The organism is Nonomuraea glycinis (genome assembly GCF_035920485.1).
In the GTDB taxonomy this organism is placed as follows: Bacteria; Actinomycetota; Actinomycetes; order Streptosporangiales; family Streptosporangiaceae; genus Nonomuraea; species Nonomuraea glycinis.
This window is the reverse complement of sequence record NZ_CP109166.1, coordinates 602120-617405: the sequence shown is the minus strand read 5'-3', so window position 1 is coordinate 617405 and position 15286 is coordinate 602120. Positions and strand designations below refer to the sequence as shown.

Below are 15286 nucleotides of genomic sequence, written 5' to 3'. Positions count from 1 at the left end.
ACCTTGTCGACGGTGAAGGCCCCCTTGCCGAAGGGGACCTTCACCGTGGGATCAGGGGCCCAGGGCGATGTAGATGAACCGTTCGACGATCACTCCGAGGGCCACCGCGAAGGCCGGAATGCCGATGAACAGCAGCCACTTCCTGGCTCGCGGCGCTCGTTTGACCCCGTTGAGCCGGATGACCTCGTAGCCGAACAGGGCCGCCCACATCACGATCAGCGCCGCGACGCCGACCGGCGTCCAGGGTGAGCTCGGGTCGCCGGCCGTCTGGTAGGGCTGCGGATCCGGCGTCTCCGTGCCTCTGACGAACGACTTCCACGTGTAGAGCGCGGCGTCCTTGTTGGCGTAGACCTTCTTCAGCTGCGGCGTGGCGTCCAGCGTCGCCCGGAACTTCTCGCCCCAGCCGTCCGGGAAGTTCTCGTTCAGCTGCAGGAAGTTGATCTGACCGCGGTTGACGACCAGGTAGGTGTTGCGCGGGCTGTCCGGCCCCGGCGCCATCCGTTTCACCACGTCGGCGACGTTCGTCGGATCCTTGTGCACGAGCACCTGCCCGGCGAAGTTGACCAGCTCGATGTCCCGTTCACCCCACGGCAGCGTCGGCGTGACCTCCGGCCCCAGCTGCGAGGTCATATAGACCACGCGGGCGCTCGGCTTGTCGTGCTCGTACACGTAGTGCATGGCGGCGACCTCGCCCGCGGTCACCCGCTCGAACTGCTCGTTGCCGTAGCGGGCGACCAGAAAGGCCATCGAGAACGCCACCGCGAAGCAGGCGGCCAGCACGAGCGACACCTTCTTGGTCAGCTCCGGGTTGAAGCGCGCGTTCCGCTTGCGCAGCGGGACGGTCTCCTCGCGCACGTCGGCGCTGTCCGCCGGCAGGTTCGGGAAGAACGCGAACGCCGCCAGCAGGCAGGCGCCGGGCAGCGCGAACATGTAGATCCGCAGCCCGATCTCGCCGCCGTAGCTCTGCAGCCCCAGCGCCGTCACCGGCACGCACAGCAGGATCAGCGCGGCCCGGTCGAACACGCCGCGCCGCATCCGCCGGAACAGGCCCACCGCCGCCAGCGCGAGGATCACCATGAGGATGCCGAGCCGCGCCTGCAGCACCAGCGCGTGCAGCGGGTCCGTCCCCTCGATACGGTCGCCGGTGTTGGTCTGCAGGTTCGTCAGAATCCTGCCCAGACCGCCGAAGATGGCCTCGATCTGACCCGCCCAGAAACCCACGGCCTGGTAGCTGATCCAGGTCAGCACCACCATGCCGAGGGAGAACGGCAGCGCCCACGTCAGCGAGGTCCGCTTGAGGATCAGGAACGCGGTCATCACCCCGAGCATCATGAACGGGGTGATCTGGTGCGAGGCCGTCGCGGCGACGAACAGGGCGATCATCAGCATGAGCATGAGCAGCTTGTCGGCCCGGTACATGCCGGTGTTGGCCAGCTCGCCCGGCGTCATCGCGTCCAGCCGGCCCAGCAGCCTGCGCAGCCCCTTCGGCGCGAGGGGCTTCTTACGGGGCTCCACCCGCCCGAACCATCGCAACAGGATCGCCAGGAACGCCAGATAGAGCGCGAAGGTGAAACCCTGGGACGAGAAGTAGTCCTGGCCGATCCACTGCACCAGCACGAACAGCAGCGCCGCGAACCAGCGCGCCCGCGTGGTGGCCACCACCTGGCGCAGGATCAGCACGAACGGCAGCAGATAGAGCAGGTTGGACAGCAGCGGCGTCCAGTTGAGTATCGGCGTCAGGTCGGTGATCCCCGCCGCCTTCGTCACGAACGCGAACAGCGCGAAGAAGCCGGGCCAGCCCATCCGGGCGTCGATGTTGATCGCCGACTCGCCGGTCCTGCCGATGAACTCCACGAAACCGGCATGGATGTACGCGGTCGGGAACCTGGGCTCCTCGGCCACCAGCGCCCCGGCGCCGTGCAACGCGAAGGTGATCGCGGCGATCTGGAACAGCAGCAGGAACTTGCGGTCCGTGCTCTGCGCGACCGTGACGAAGAACGACACCAGCATGATCAGGATCGCGGCGAACGCGCTCGCGGGCAGCGCCGCGATCAGGCCCAGGCCGTTGATGTCCGCCGGGTTCACCCCGCGCAGCGGCCCCGGGCTGACCTTCAGCGCCAGGACGTACATGACGAGACCTTCGAGCACCAGCACCAGGGGCAGCCACTGGGGCGCGCTGGCGATCAGCGCCGAGATCCGCCCCCGGATGCCCGCCGCCGGCGCCTGCCCGGCCCGCTCGCGCACCTGACCCCGCTCGCCGCCCGCCACACCGGCGCCAGCGGCTTCCCCGTCCGACTCGGCGGGCTTCACCGTCGGCCCCGTCGGCCCCGTCGGCCCCGCCGGTATCGTCCCGGGGGTCGCCGGGGCCGCGCCGGGCTTCAGAGCCTTCTCGGTGCTCGGCGGGGCCGTGTCGGCCTTCAGGGCTGTCTCGATGCTCGGCGGAGTCGTGTCGGGCGTCAGGGCTTTCTCGGTGCTCAACGGGGCTGAGCGCGCCTCCGGCGAGGCTGGTCGCGCGTCACGCTGGGCTGGCCGCGCGTCCGATGGGGCGGGGCGCGCGTCCGGCGAGGCCGGGGGAGCGTGTGGCCTGCCGCCGGCCTTGGGGGACGGCGTGCTTGAGGGCTTCGGCGGCGCGTCGGTGGCGTGGGTGTCCGACACCGGAGCCTCCCGGGTGGACTCGCCACTGGCCGCCACCGGGGTGGGCTGGGTGGCGGTCACCTCCTCGGCCGCGCCACCGGGAGCGGTCGGCTTCGGGGCCGGCTTCCGGGCGGGCTTGCCGCCGCCGCTCAGGCGGGGAAGGGCGGGCCGCGTCTCCTTGCCCTGCTCCTCAGCTGAGGCCGTCTCCTCGGCCCGCTTGCCGGCGGAGGCCGTCTCCTCGGCCCGCTTGCCGGCAGCGGCCGACTTCTTGGCCGGCTTGCCAGCGGGGCCCGGCTCCTTGGCCTGCTCCTCAGCGGAGGCCGGGTCCTTGGCCTGCTCGTCGGTGAGGGCCTGTTCGTCGAGGGTCGGCGGGCCGCCGATGCGGACGGCGGCGGACACGGGGATACGGAAGGTCATGGTGGCGCTGGCGTCCTCGTCGTCGCCCGCCGAGCCGTCCTCGGGCTCGGGCGGGTCGGGGGGCGGGGACGCCTTCGGGTCCGCGGAGCCCGACGGTGGGGTCTCCTTGACGGATTCGAGATCCAGCCGGGGAATGATCCCCGTCGCCTCCGGATCGAAAGGCACCTCTGACTCCTCTCCCGCGTCCCCCCGTACGCCGGAAGAGCCGGTTCCCGCTGTCATGCCATCGCCGTCCCGTTGCCTCACGTTGACCATCATGCGGCCCCGGGCGACCCCTGAGCGACTTCCACTTGCGCAGTTTCACCGTATTTGAGAATTTTACGTAGTTTTCCGAAGATCAAAAGTGCGACCACGGTCTGGCTGATCAGCATTCCGTATCCCACCCCGTTCACGTTCGTGAACGGGAAAAGCACCAGGATAGAGGCCAGCACCAGCGTCGCCAGCCCGATCTGGACCAGGGCGAGCGTATGCGCCCGGCTCTGCGCCCGCAGCACGCTGAGATAGACCTCGATCAGCACCCGCGGCAGCACGGCGAGTGCCATCAGCCGCAGCAGCATGGTCCCCTCGTCGGCGAACTTCGAGCCGAAGACCTGCAGGATGAACGGCGCGCCGACGATCACCACCACGACGATCGGCACGATGATCAGCAGTGCCCGCCGCAGCGCGTGCCGGCAGTTGGCGGCGAGCTGGGACCGGTCGAAGGAGCCCTCGACGGTCAGCGACACGGCCATGTTGATCGCCAGCACCTCGATCATGCAGCCCAGCGTGTGGGCCATCGAGAAGCGGCCGAAAGTGGCCTCTCCCACCTGCGTGGCGATGACCACGGGCACCAGGTAGACGATCGCGAGCACCGACAGGGCGCCGGGAAAGTCGCCCGCCAGGAACCTCCCGACCTCCCGCAGCCCAGGAGGGTGCTGCCCGAGGTCGGTGGTCCGCCGGACGTGCCGGGGCACCACGACGCCGAAGATCAGCCAGTTGATCGGGATCAGCGCGATGGCCGTGGGAACGATCCAAGAGACGAAAATCCCGCCGTTGGGCAGCGCGCCGGCCAGGGCCACCAGCAGGCCCATCTTGAGCAGACCGAACACCACGCTGTTGAGCGGCACCCAGGTCGCCTGGCGCAGCCCGGTCAGCGCCACGTCCTGCAGCGTGAAGACGGCCCAGACCACCACCGCGGCGACGAAGAACAGGCCGGGCCCGAACCCCGCCAGCACGGAGTAGGTCTCGCCCCACAGCGGCAGGGTCAGCAGGAAGCCGACGGCCGCGACGGCGCCGGTGCCGGCGGCTATGCCGTACCCGCGCAGGATGAGCTCCGGTGTGCGGCGGCCCGCCACCGGCAGGAAGCGCGCCAGCGCGCCCACGAGCCCCAGCGCGGTCAGCGACGCGAACAGCCGCATGACGACGATCACCGCCTGCCCGCGGCCGAACTCCTCCTCGGAGAAGTAGTGGGCGGCGAGCAGCCAGTAGCCCATGCCGAGAACGGCGGTGATGCCGGTGTTGGCCATCAACGCGTAGCCGTTCCTGAACAGCGGATTGCGGAGGTCGCGGAGCAGTCTCTGCCAGAGGCTAGACATGTCCGCGGACCCGTTGCAGCCCGTACCGTGTTCGCCTGACGACGGCGTACCCCTTGGTCAGGATGCGCTCGCGCAGATAGATGAGGGGCACGCCGGTGCCTTCGACCGCGCGCCTGAACATGGTGGTGGTGGTGCTCGTGGAGATCGTCAGGCGGGGGATGGCGAGCATGTCGTGCTTGTCGGCGGCGATCGAGTTGGCCACCGCGCAGGCGGCGAAGTAACCGGCCTTGCGCACCTCCCGCCGGACGCGGGCGCTGCTGTAGCCGAACGGGTAGGCCATGGTGGCGACCGGGGTGCCGATCTTGTCCTCCAGCAGCGCCTTGTTGCGGCGCAGCTCCTGGCGCAGCTCCTCGCTGCGGAGCTGGTCGAGCTGCGGGTGACTGTGACTGTGGCCGCCGATCTCGATGCCGGTCTGGGCGGCCTCGCGGGCCTGGGTCCAGGACAGCATGTCGTCCAGCGGCTTGCCCGCCGCGTCCTTGCCCGCGTCGGAGACCCAGCCGCTGGTCAGGAAGACCGTGGCGGGGAACGCATAGCGTTCCAGCAGCGGCAGCGCCTGGCTGTGGAAGTCGGCGTAGCCGTCGTCGAAGGTCAGCACGATGGGCTTGGCGGGCAGGATCCTGCCGTTGTTCTTGTTGAACGAGGCGATCAGGTCGCCCAGGGTGAGCGGCGTGAAGCCGCTCTCCTTTAAGTAGGCGATCTGATCGGCCAGGTCGGACGGTCGTACGGAGTGCGGTTTGGTCTCCTCGTTGGGCTTGTCGGTGACCGAGTGGTACATCAGGATCGGCACCCGGGTCATGACCGCACCACTTTCAGTCGTACCGAGCCCACCAGATAACCCCAGGCCGTCCAGCCCAGTCCCACCACGATCGCGCCGGCCCTGCCGAGCCCGCCCAGGTCACCTCTGACCGCCTCGCCGACCCCGCGCAGCGCGCCGAGCGGCAGCGTCTTGAGCGCGTGCGCCCGCTCGCTGGACAGCCCGTCCTGGGTGCCGACCTCCTGCGTGACCAGGGCCTTCGACAGGCCCTCCGCGTAGCAGCGGGAGCGGAAGTAGCCGAACGTCTCCCGCTGCCTGGACACCTTGTGCCCGATGAGCGCCTGCGGCTCGAACAGCATGACCGAGCCGGGCTTGCGCTGGCTCAGCCTGATGCAGAACTCCGTCTCCTCGCAGCCCAGCGGCCTGCTCTTGCGGCCCTGCACGCTGCGGCCGATGCCGCTGTGGAATCCGCCCACCTCGGACACCACCTCGCGCAGGAAGGCCGCGTTGCCGCCCATGACGTTGCGGATCGGCGCCCGCACCTCGGGCATGCCCCGGTAACTGCAGCCGACCGTCCAGTCGAACTCGTACGGGAACCAGCCCGGCCTGCGCTGCGACGCCCAGATCGGCTCGGTGCGACCGCCCACGCCGACGACACCGGGATCCTGGAAGCCCTCCTCCAAAGCCTCCAGCCACCCGGTGTCGGCGACCGCGTCGTCGTCGAGGAACGCGACGATGTCACCGGTGGCCGTGGCCACGCCGGTGTTCTTGCCGCCGGACAGCCCCTGCTCGTGCGTGTTCTCCACGACGATCACGTCGGGATACTCGCGCTTGAGCTTCAGGTGCAGGTCCGGGTTGTGGTCGACGACCAGGATCAGCTCGTACGGCCGGCGCGTTTGCCGCTCGACCGACTCGACGGCTTGCCTGATGTCCTCCCACCGGTCCTCGGTGTAGACGCAGATGACAACAGACGTGTTCACAACGATTCCTTAGGGCGACTCGGTACGAAACCTACGCGACACCCCGGTCAGTGGCCGGTGCGGCGGCGGGCTCGGGCTGCGGAGGAGCGGGCTGGCGACGATACTCGCGCAGGATGGTCTTGAGCACCCGCAGGCCGTCACGGACCACGTGCAGGTTGCTCTCGCCGTGGATGCGGTTGCGCTCGTGGCTGGGCACCTCGTGCACCTTCAGCCCGGCCTTGGCGGCCCGGATGTTCAGCAGGGTCTCCACCTCGAAGCCGTCGCAGTCGACGTTGAGCACCTCCAGGTGACGGGCCCAGAAAGCGTTGTAGCCGTAGCAAAGGTCGGTGTACTGGGTGCGGTACATCGTGTTGACGATGCCGGTGAGGACCCGGTTGCCGAAGCGGCGGTTGAACGTCAGGTCGTCGCTGCCGCCCCCCGCGGCATAACGCGAGCCCTTGACGAAGTCCGCGCCGGTCACCAGCGCGCCGACGAACGAGATGATCTCGTGCCCGTCGGTCGAGCCGTCGGCGTCGATCATCACGATGATGTCGCCGGTGCACGCGGCGAACCCGGCGGCCAGGGCGTCGCCCTTGCCCTTGCCCGTCTGGGTGACGACCTTCACATTGGGCCGGAGGCGGCGGGCCACGGCCACCGTGTCGTCGACGGAGTTGCCGTCCACGAGCACGATCTCGTCGATCCACTGCGGCAGCGTGGCGAACACGTGAGGCAGGTTCTCCGCCTCGTTCATCGCGGGCACCACGACGCTCACCGTCGGAGAGATGGCCAGGTGAGGTGTGACCGGGGTGAACCGCTCGATAGGCGGCATGGAGCGCAGAGGCTTGAGCTGCGTCTTGCCGTTGATTTTGGTGATCTCGGGACTCATGGCGAGGTTGATCCTTCCGAGACCAGCCGACGCACCGCGTGGTCAGCCTCTCCCAGGTGCTGTGGGAATGGCTGATGAGGCGAGCGGTGCATCGGTGGTCCTGAGGTGAGGGCAGTGCTGGTGCTGTGCTGCTTCGGTGCTGTGCTGTGCTGTGCTGTCTTGCTGGTCTCGGGGGTGGGGATGGGCTCAGCCCGCCCCCGTCGGATCCTTCGCGACTGCGTCGGTGTCCTGCTGCATGGAACGGCGTACTCGACCGAAACCCTTCAGTACGCGATCGGCCGCCCTATAGAGAGACGGTCGATCCATGACAATTGTTCGAGCTTTATTAAAAGGAGTCCGGCCCATCCAGTGAACGGCCGCCGCGGGAGACGGTCGGGAGACGCGTCCCTCGGCGACGTAGAGGACTCCGCTCTTGAGCCAGTCCTTGTACTCCTTGCCGCCCTTGCCCATGTCGACCATGAGTAACCCGCTCGCGGCGGCGGCCTCGGCCATCTGCATGTGGTGCACGATGCCGGGGGAGTATTTGGCGAACTCGGTGTCGTAGGCGGGGAACCAGCCCACGAGAGTGGTGGCGGTGCTCAGTCCGAAATGGCCCGCGACCGGCACGTCACCCGAGTAGAGCATGGTGAGCACACCGGAGAAGTCGGGTGACCGCTCGGCGTGCATGAGGTCGATGAGCTCGACGATCCACGGCTGCGCGAACCTGTCGACCCGGCCGGTCCGCTGGTATTGGTCGGATTTCCAGTTGAGCAGCGTGCGCAGCACCTCGGGGTCCGGCGAGGACCACTCGAAGCGGAGCTCCCCGTGCTCCCTGCCGAGCTTGCGCTCCTTGTAGCGCACGGTCTTGAGGTTCTTCGGGGAATTGGTCTTGACCTGCTCGAGCCAGGTGTCGAAGCCGAGGGTGAAATCCATCACGGGCGCGGGGCGGACGTCGCTCTCGAAAGGCGCGAACGTCGGCTGGCCGGCGACCAGGTGATCGAAGTCGAAGACGGTGAGTTTGCAGGCCCGCAGGAGCGCCCGCGCGTCGATCTTCAGGTCCGGGACCGCGATCAGCCCGTGGCACGTGGTGAGGAAGCCGCCGAGGGGCTTGCCGATGCCGAAACTGTGCCGCTCGTACGGAAGGAAGCCGACGATGCGGTTGCCGTCCTCGATGACGGCCACCCGCACATAGTCGCGCAACCGGTCCATGGCGACCGCGAACTCCACCGACAAGAACGGATTGTCCAGACTGGCATCCGCCTTCTGGAGCTCCCGCCATCGGGCTCGCTCAACAGCGCCTAGCTCTCCTGGGCGGATGACGTTGATCTTCACCTTGCCCTGGCCCCCTGTTCGGTCTGCATGTTCTTCCCCCGATACAGCACCCGAAGCACGTACATGAACCCGCCGAGCACGGCGACCGTGGCCACCCCGGCCCGCGGCGACCACGCGTTGGCAAGCAGCATTCCCTGGGCGAGGAGCACGTTGATGACGAGGCTCGCCGCCGCTCCCACCGATAGTGCTGCAAGCGGATCACGATCCCGCAACAGTCCCACGACCGCCGATCCGGGCACCACGAGCAGGAACAGGGAGATCAGCAGCGGCCGCAGTGGCGTGTCGATGTCGAACAGCGCGATCACCGCTCCCGCGATGCAGGCGAGCGCGAGCAGCCACGTGAGCGCTCTGCGGTGCTTGAGCATCTACTGTCTCTCTCCCGGTCCGGCTGGATGTCACGACGATCGATCATATTCATGGGATCAATCTTCGCGCGTGTACGTCAACGCCGACGCTTGGCGACGTCCTCGGGTTTACCGGTGAGCGGGTTTTTTCATGTGGTGTTCAACACATGGAAAAACGGCTCCGGTCCCCCGATGTGCTTCCCAAGCACCCCAGGATGCCCTACTTGTCGCATACGTAGCGACCTGGGGCCCGATACATACCCCGATGTCGCGTAAATCAGTATCTATAAGCGCTTTGCTGTCCGTTGCCGATCATTGATCGGTGGTCGCGTGCGACGACTGGGCGTCGGCGCTGTCCCGGGCGGTGTTCTGGGCGGTCTCCTGAGCCCTGTCCTGGGCGGTGTCCAGGGTGCCCGTGGGCGCGGTGGCCTCCGAGCGGGCGCTGGGCGTCCCGGTCGGATCCAGGTCCGGGTCCGGCTCGTCGGACGGCGGGGTCTGCGGCTGCGGATCGTCGCCGCGCCACGACAGCGAGCAGGTCGCGTCGCCCCCGTTGGAGTCGAACGAGACCGTGCCGCTGCCGGCGGTGCCGGGGTCGTCCACGGTGACCGAGATCACCACCGACCGGCCCGCCTTGACCGAGCCGGTCGCTGGGGACACGGCCAGGCCGCTCGACGCGGCCGCGCTCCAGGTGACGGTGGCGTTGCGGGCTCTCAGGCCCACCTTGGCGATGTCCTCGATCGCGGACGGGCACCGGACGGCGAGCCGGGCGGCCGGCACGGCTCGCCGGCGGGTCGGCGTGGGCCCGGCCGGCGGCCTGGTGGTCGCGGCGGTGACGGCGACCCTCTTGCTCGGCGTCGCGGTGGGCACGTCGTCCGCGGGGGTGACCGGAGGCTCGGTCTCCGCGAGCGGCTCGGTGCTCGGCGTGCCCTCGGGGCTCTGGAGGGCGTGGTCCTCGTCCCCGGTCGGACCGGGGCTCGGCGGCACGTGCAGCGCGCTCCTGGCGCCTTCCTGGGCGTTCAGCACGATCACCACGCTCGTCCCGGCGAGCACGCACGCGCCGGCCAGCACCACCGGAGCGAGCCGGCGCCGGCCCCGGCGCCGCGGGCGCTCCTCCCGCGCGACGGGGAAACCGGCGCGGTCGAAGTCGTCGCCCCGGTCGGTGATCATCGTGCGGGTCTGGTCGAGTCCGGGGTCCACGCAGGTCTCGACCACCCTGCCGCGCAGCGAGAGCGGCGGCAGCGGCACGGGCACCAGGGTGAGCAGCCGGCCCGCCGACACCTGCCGGTGGCGCCGCTCGGTGCACACCTCGCAGCGCCTGATGTGGCCGGACAGCCGCCGGCGCAGCATCGGGCTCAGCGGCCCCTCCAAGGAGTCCACCATCGCCGACAGGTCCGGGCAGTGCGCCCGCCCCGTCCGCGCCAGCACCACGGCGGCGGCGGCGAGCTCCAGGTGGTCGCGGGCCCGGCCCGACCGGCCGGCGACCTGCCGCGAGGTGAGCCCCAGCACCGAGCCCACCTCCGCCGCCGTCAGCCCGTGGCGCAGGGACAGCTCCAGCACCTCACGCGCGTTCCTGCCCAGCTCGCCCAGCGTCTCGCGGACCAGCTCCGCGAGCTCCGGATCCGCCGGGTCCTCCAGCATCGGCGGGGGCGTCCGGTCCTGGCCGCGGTGTCCCAGCCGCGCCATCGCCTGGGACCTGGTCAGCGCGTACAGCCAGGCGCGCAGCCTGCCCGCGTCCTTCAGCCGGTGGACGCACCCCTGAGCGGTGACCAGGGCGTCGTGCACGCAGTCGGCCGCGCCGTCCCGGTCACCGAGCAGCGAGGAGGCGTAGTCGAACAGCCGCTCGGCGTACGCGCCGTACAGCCTGTCGGGGGCACCCGTGTCGGCGCGGCGCAGCGCCTTGACGAGCTCCTGTTCGTCGGCGCGCGTGACGGTCGGCCATCCAGGCACGAATTTCCTCCCCGCAGGTCGCAGGACTTCGGCGTCCCCACGGGGTTAAGGACGCCGCCTGCGGCAGGCGGGTTGACATGCGCGCTTAGATCATGCCGAACAGGCATTGACCAGGGAAAACTGGGTCAGATGTGACTGATGGCGTCAGCCGTCGCAGTTGGGGGAGCAGAGGCGCCGCTCCATGCCCTGCAGGAAGAAGTCGCGCACCTCCAGCGGGTCCTTGGCGATGTAGGCCTCGCCGCCGGTGGCCTGGGCCACCGCGTCCATCTGCCGCTTGCCCGACTGGGCCTCCGGCCCGAACGCGATGAGCAGGATGCTCACCGGCCGCTGGGGGTCGTAGGCCTTCTTGAGGTACGTCAGGATCTGCGCGTTGGTGACCCCGCCGTCGGGGTCGTCGTTGCCGGCGCCGTCGGTCAGGATCAGCAGGGTGTTGATCTTGTCGGGCTGGTAGGTCGAGGTCATCTCCGTGTAGGCGGCCTTGAGCGTGTCGTTCAGGCCGGTGTCGCCCGTGGCCTTGGCCTGCACGGTGGCCATCTGGCGGGCCAGCGCGTCCTTGCGCAGCACGCCGTTGATGCTCTCGGTGAGCGGGCCGACGGAGACGACCTCCTGCCAGTCCTTGTTCCGCCCGTCGAGGTGGGTGGAGAACTTCCAGACGCCGATCTCGGAGTCGGCGGGGAAGAGGCTCAGGCCCTCGGTCGCGATCTTGCTGATGGCCTGCATGCGGGTCAGGTTCGTGCCGGGGACGGGCAGCGCCATCGTGCCCGAGACGTCCAGCAGGGTGAGCAGCCGGGTGCCAAGGTTCAGCCGGGTCCAGGTCTGGGTCATGGTGGCCACGGTCTTGACGTCGGGGGCGGGCAGCGCCTTCGGAGGGCTGGGGGTGAAGCCCTTGGCCGTCGTCAGGACCTCGCCCGCATCGCCGTCGGGGCCGCGGAAGCCCTGGCCGCGCAGCACCCGCTGCGCGGACTCCGTGGTGAGCTCCTTGCTGAAGGCGGCGGCGGCCTTCAGCACCTCGGGATCCTTGGTGACGACCGTGACGGGGTAGTCGAGGCTCAGCGTGCCCTCGCCGGGATAGAGCGCCACGACCGGCGTTTCCGGCTTTTTCGCGTTATGAGCGTGAATCGCCTGCTCGGACGTGACGCCGAGCGGGATCTTGCTGCCGCCCTTCACCGTGAGGCTGGCCAGCAGCGCGGTCGGGTCGGAGACGAGCTGCCCCGAGAGCTCCTTGAGCGCGCCCACCAGGGCCTTGTCCTGCTTCGCCGCCTTGGCGGTGCCCGCCGCGGCCAGCAGCGCGGCGAGTCCCGCCGAGTTCTTCTGCGGGTCGAGGGCCAGCACCCGGACCTTCTTGCCGGGGCCGTCCACGTTCGCCACGTTGGCCGCCGCCACCATGCTCGACCAGCTCGGCTTGAGGCTGCCTTCGAGCTTGGCCGCCGCGGACTTGGCCGCCGCCAGCACCACGGGCGAGGTGGCGATCGAGCCGGCGGACTCGGGCAGCGAGACCGCGCCGGAGGGATGGTTGCGCGCCCGGTTCACCACGAGGCTGGAGTCGGCCACCCAGACGTCGGCCGCGAACTTGCCGGCGACCAGCGAGTTCTCCGTCCTCGCCGCGGTCTGCTTGGCCACCGCGACCTCGACGCACTTGCCGTCGATCGAGTGCAGGGCCTTGTTGTACGTATCCGCGATCTTGGTGAGCGACGGCTGGATGTCGGGCGTCGCCACGACCTGGAGCGGTAGTTTCCCGCCCGAGCAGTCATGCTCCCGATTGAAGATCACGAACGCGGCGACACCGAGCAGCATGGCGAGCGCCACGGCTCCCGCCAGCGGAACGAGCACCCGGCCGCGTCCCGCGCGCGGGCGCCGGCGAGGGGCTGGATCCTGGGCTTGGTAGCCGCCATCGAACTCGTCTGTGCGGTGTCGCCCCACAATGTCCTCTTGGTGTGATCTGGTGGCTTCGAGACCTTCCGGTGAACACAGCCGGAGATGCTCCGCGATACTGGGGGAACGATACTCGGAACGCTTGCTGTGGCAAAACAGCCCTTTTGGTGCAGTGATAACCCACTGTTACGGTCAATGGCAGCATCCGTGACCACGCCAGGCGCGCGTTCCCTCTCGGATCGAGACCACCGCGAGCGCCACCGCCATCACCGGATCCACCCACCACCATCCGATGGTGTTGAGCCACAGTCCGGCCAGCACCCCGGCCGCCATCGCGCCGCACATGAAGTTCTGAGTGGCCTCGCCGGCTGTCGCCCCGGAGGCCAGCCGCCTGGCCAGCCGCCGTTTGACGGTCCCCAGGATCGGCATGCTGACCAGGCTGAACGCGGTCACCACGATGCCGAGGACGGTCGGCGCCGCCCGGTGCCCGACGTCCAGGTCGTACCAGACATGGATGATCAGATAGGGGGCGAGCAGCCAGAAGCTCACCGCGATCGCCCGGCGCGCCCGGTGCTCGGCGTTCGGCGACAGCGTGCGCGTCCCGGTGAACCGCCACAGCACGATCAGGCTCCCCGCCGCCTCGACCAGGGCCGCCAGTCCCCACCCGATCAGGGCCACGGAGTGCGCGGACAGCCCCGCCGCCAGGCCGAGCGTGCTCTCCACGGCCAGCCAGGCCAGCGTGACCAGCGACAGCGACCGCGCCAGGCGGGCGGCCCTGAACCATTCGGCTGACGCGGCCGGATGCGCATGAACGCGCTGCTCAGGCACCTTGAACCTCCGCATTCCCGCCTTCCGGCCGTCGACAGCGATAAGTAATCTACCCATTACTAATCGTGACGCTTAGGGATCGACGGCAAAGAATGGGTAGGCTTAAATGATCACTACGGGGAGAAGCGGGGGCCGATGCCGTTCACGCCCAGCCACATCGCGGCGGTGCTGCCACTGATGTCGTCGCCGCGCCTGCGCCGGTTCGCGGATCCGTGGGCGCTGGCCATCGGCGCGATGGTCCCCGACCTGCCGATCTTCCTGCCGTTCCTGCCCGACTACAGCGACTGGCACTCCTGGCAGGGTGTGATCACCGTGGACCTGGCCGCCGTCCTCGTCCTGCTCGTCCTGTTCCACGGCCTCATCCGCGACCCGCTGCTGTCGCTGCTGCCGCCCGCGCTGGCCGGTCGCGCCGCGACCCTACGGCCCTCCCCTGGCCACCTCGCGCGCAGCCTGCCGGCCATCGTGGCGGGCGGCCTGATCGGCGCCGCCAGCCATGTCCTGTGGGACTCCTTCACGCACTCCACCGCCGCCGCCGAGTGGGGCCGCTGGCTCGGGGTCATGCTCTTCGGCGTGCTGCCCCTCTTCCGTCTCCTGCAGTACATCTCCTCGGCGGTGGGCCTGGCGCTCGTGGTCCGGTGGGCCTGGCGCGGGCTGAGCGCCATGCCGCCCAGCCCGGTGCCCGGCCGGTTCCGGACCTCCGCCCGGGTCCGCGGCACGGTCGTCGCCTGCGGCTCGGCCGGCGTCATCGCGGGCGCCCTCCTCTGGCCCCTGGTGGACGAGCCGAACCCGGCCTTCGGCCTGGCCAGCGTGATCACCAAGGTCGGCGCGGGCACGCTCATCGGCCTGTGCCTGGTGCTCGCCTGCTACGCGGCCGTCTGGCAGGTCAGGCGGCTCATGGCAGTATCGGAAGGTGCTTGAACATCTGACGGACGCCGCCGACCCCAGGCTCGCCGACTACACCCGGCTGCGGGACGTCGAGCTCCGCAAGAGCCTCGAAGCCGAGCGCGGCCTGTTCGTGGCCGAGGGCGAGAAGGTGATCAGGCGCGCCATCGCGGCGGGCTACCCCGTCCGCTCGGTCCTGACCACCCGCCGCTGGGTGGACTCCCTCGCCGACGTCCTCGGCACGGCGACCGTGTACGTGGTCAGCGACGAGACCATGGAGGGCGTCGCCGGTTTCCAGGTCCACCGGGGAGCCCTGGCCTCCATGGAACGCCTGCCCCTGCCCTCGACCGAGACCGTCCTCGACCCCGCCGCCCGCGTCGTGGTCCTGGAGGACATCGTGGACCACGCCAACGTCGGCGCGATCTTCAGGTGCGCCGCCGCGCTGGGCGTGGACGGCATCGTCCTGTCCCCGCGCTGCGCCGACCCGCTCTACCGGCGGGCGGTCAAGGTGTCCATGGGGGCGGTGTTCTCCATCCCGTACGCGCGCATGGACAACTGGTACACCGGCCTGGACGAGCTGCGCGGAGCCGGCTTCCAGACGCTGGCCCTCACCCCCGACCAGTCGGCCACCGCGCTGGACCGGGTGAAGATGGGCGGCCGGGTGGCGCTGCTGCTCGGGGCGGAGGGGGACGGGCTGTCGTCGCGGTGGCTGCACGAGGCCGACGAGCCGGTGTGCATTCCGATGAGCCCGTCGGCGATGGCCAACGGCGTCGACTCCCTGAACGTCGTGGCGGCGGCGGCCATCGCCTGCCACGGGCTGATGCGGTCGGCGGACCTGTCCCACCAGGAGAGCTGACTTCGCGGTGAGGCCTTTTCGG

12 protein-coding genes are annotated in these 15286 nt (G+C 69.6%); 2 read left to right on the top strand and 10 right to left on the bottom strand.

What is annotated here, in order from left to right; genetic code table 11:
- Positions 1–51 precede the first annotated feature (51 nt).
- The 10 genes from OHA68_RS02760 to OHA68_RS02715 form a co-directional block, all read right to left on the bottom strand.
- A complete protein-coding gene (locus OHA68_RS02760) occupies positions 52–3216 on the bottom strand; it encodes a hypothetical protein (protein ID WP_327106217.1) in 3165 nt (1054 codons plus the stop codon).
- A gap of 89 nt (positions 3217–3305) precedes the next feature.
- The gene (locus OHA68_RS02755) at positions 3306–4625 is read right to left on the bottom strand and encodes a lipopolysaccharide biosynthesis protein (protein WP_327106216.1); all 1320 of its coding nucleotides are present in this window, start codon (positions 4623–4625) and stop codon (positions 3306–3308) included.
- Positions 4618–5421 (bottom strand): polysaccharide deacetylase family protein, encoded by an 804-nt coding sequence (locus OHA68_RS02750; RefSeq protein ID WP_189136762.1) that lies wholly within the window; start codon positions 5419–5421, stop codon positions 4618–4620. The genes OHA68_RS02755 and OHA68_RS02750 overlap by 8 nt, the downstream gene beginning before the upstream one ends.
- Positions 5418–6359 (bottom strand): glycosyltransferase family 2 protein, encoded by a 942-nt coding sequence (locus OHA68_RS02745; RefSeq protein WP_327106215.1) that lies wholly within the window; start codon positions 6357–6359, stop codon positions 5418–5420. The genes OHA68_RS02750 and OHA68_RS02745 overlap by 4 nt, the downstream gene beginning before the upstream one ends.
- Before the next feature lie 31 nt (positions 6360–6390).
- The gene (locus OHA68_RS02740; RefSeq protein ID WP_189136764.1) at positions 6391–7224 is read right to left on the bottom strand and encodes a glycosyltransferase family 2 protein; all 834 of its coding nucleotides are present in this window, start codon (positions 7222–7224) and stop codon (positions 6391–6393) included.
- A 186-nt stretch (positions 7225–7410) separates the two neighbouring features.
- On the bottom strand, positions 7411–8430 hold the full coding sequence (locus OHA68_RS02735; protein WP_327109445.1) for a GNAT family N-acetyltransferase: 1020 nt from the start codon (positions 8428–8430) through the stop codon (positions 7411–7413).
- A 101-nt stretch (positions 8431–8531) separates the two neighbouring features.
- Complete coding sequence (locus OHA68_RS02730; RefSeq protein WP_189136766.1) at positions 8532–8900, bottom strand: hypothetical protein; 369 nt, start codon at positions 8898–8900, stop codon at positions 8532–8534.
- A 291-nt stretch (positions 8901–9191) separates the two neighbouring features.
- A complete protein-coding gene (locus tag OHA68_RS02725; RefSeq protein WP_327106214.1) occupies positions 9192–10826 on the bottom strand; it encodes a sigma factor in 1635 nt (544 codons plus the stop codon).
- A 144-nt stretch (positions 10827–10970) separates the two neighbouring features.
- Positions 10971–12656 carry a substrate-binding domain-containing protein gene (locus OHA68_RS02720; RefSeq protein WP_327106213.1) on the bottom strand — a complete coding sequence of 562 codons (1686 nt, stop codon included), beginning with the start codon at positions 12654–12656 and terminating at the stop codon, positions 10971–10973.
- 234 nt (positions 12657–12890) lie between these two features.
- On the bottom strand, positions 12891–13526 hold the full coding sequence (locus tag OHA68_RS02715; protein WP_327106212.1) for a cation diffusion facilitator family transporter: 636 nt from the start codon (positions 13524–13526) through the stop codon (positions 12891–12893).
- A gap of 135 nt (positions 13527–13661) precedes the next feature.
- On the opposite strand from OHA68_RS02715, the gene OHA68_RS02710 reads away from it, so the two are divergent.
- Together OHA68_RS02710 and OHA68_RS02705 are read left to right on the top strand one after the other, a co-directional pair.
- Complete coding sequence (locus OHA68_RS02710) at positions 13662–14444, top strand: DUF4184 family protein (protein WP_327106211.1); 783 nt, start codon at positions 13662–13664, stop codon at positions 14442–14444.
- On the top strand, positions 14437–15264 hold the full coding sequence (locus tag OHA68_RS02705) for a TrmH family RNA methyltransferase (RefSeq protein ID WP_327106210.1): 828 nt from the start codon (positions 14437–14439) through the stop codon (positions 15262–15264). The genes OHA68_RS02710 and OHA68_RS02705 overlap by 8 nt, the downstream gene beginning before the upstream one ends.
- Positions 15265–15286 lie beyond the last annotated feature (22 nt).

Coding starts and splice junctions, on each gene's coding strand:
- OHA68_RS02750 (WP_189136762.1), bottom strand. CDS start 5,421: ATGACCCGGGTGCCGATCCTGATGTACCACTCGGTCACCGACAAGCCC.
- OHA68_RS02740 (WP_189136764.1), bottom strand. CDS start 7,224: ATGAGTCCCGAGATCACCAAAATCAACGGCAAGACGCAGCTCAAGCCT.
- OHA68_RS02730 (WP_189136766.1), bottom strand. CDS start 8,900: ATGCTCAAGCACCGCAGAGCGCTCACGTGGCTGCTCGCGCTCGCCTGC.
- OHA68_RS02755 (WP_327106216.1), bottom strand. CDS start 4,625: ATGTCTAGCCTCTGGCAGAGACTGCTCCGCGACCTCCGCAATCCGCTG.
- OHA68_RS02710 (WP_327106211.1), top strand. CDS start 13,662: ATGCCGTTCACGCCCAGCCACATCGCGGCGGTGCTGCCACTGATGTCG.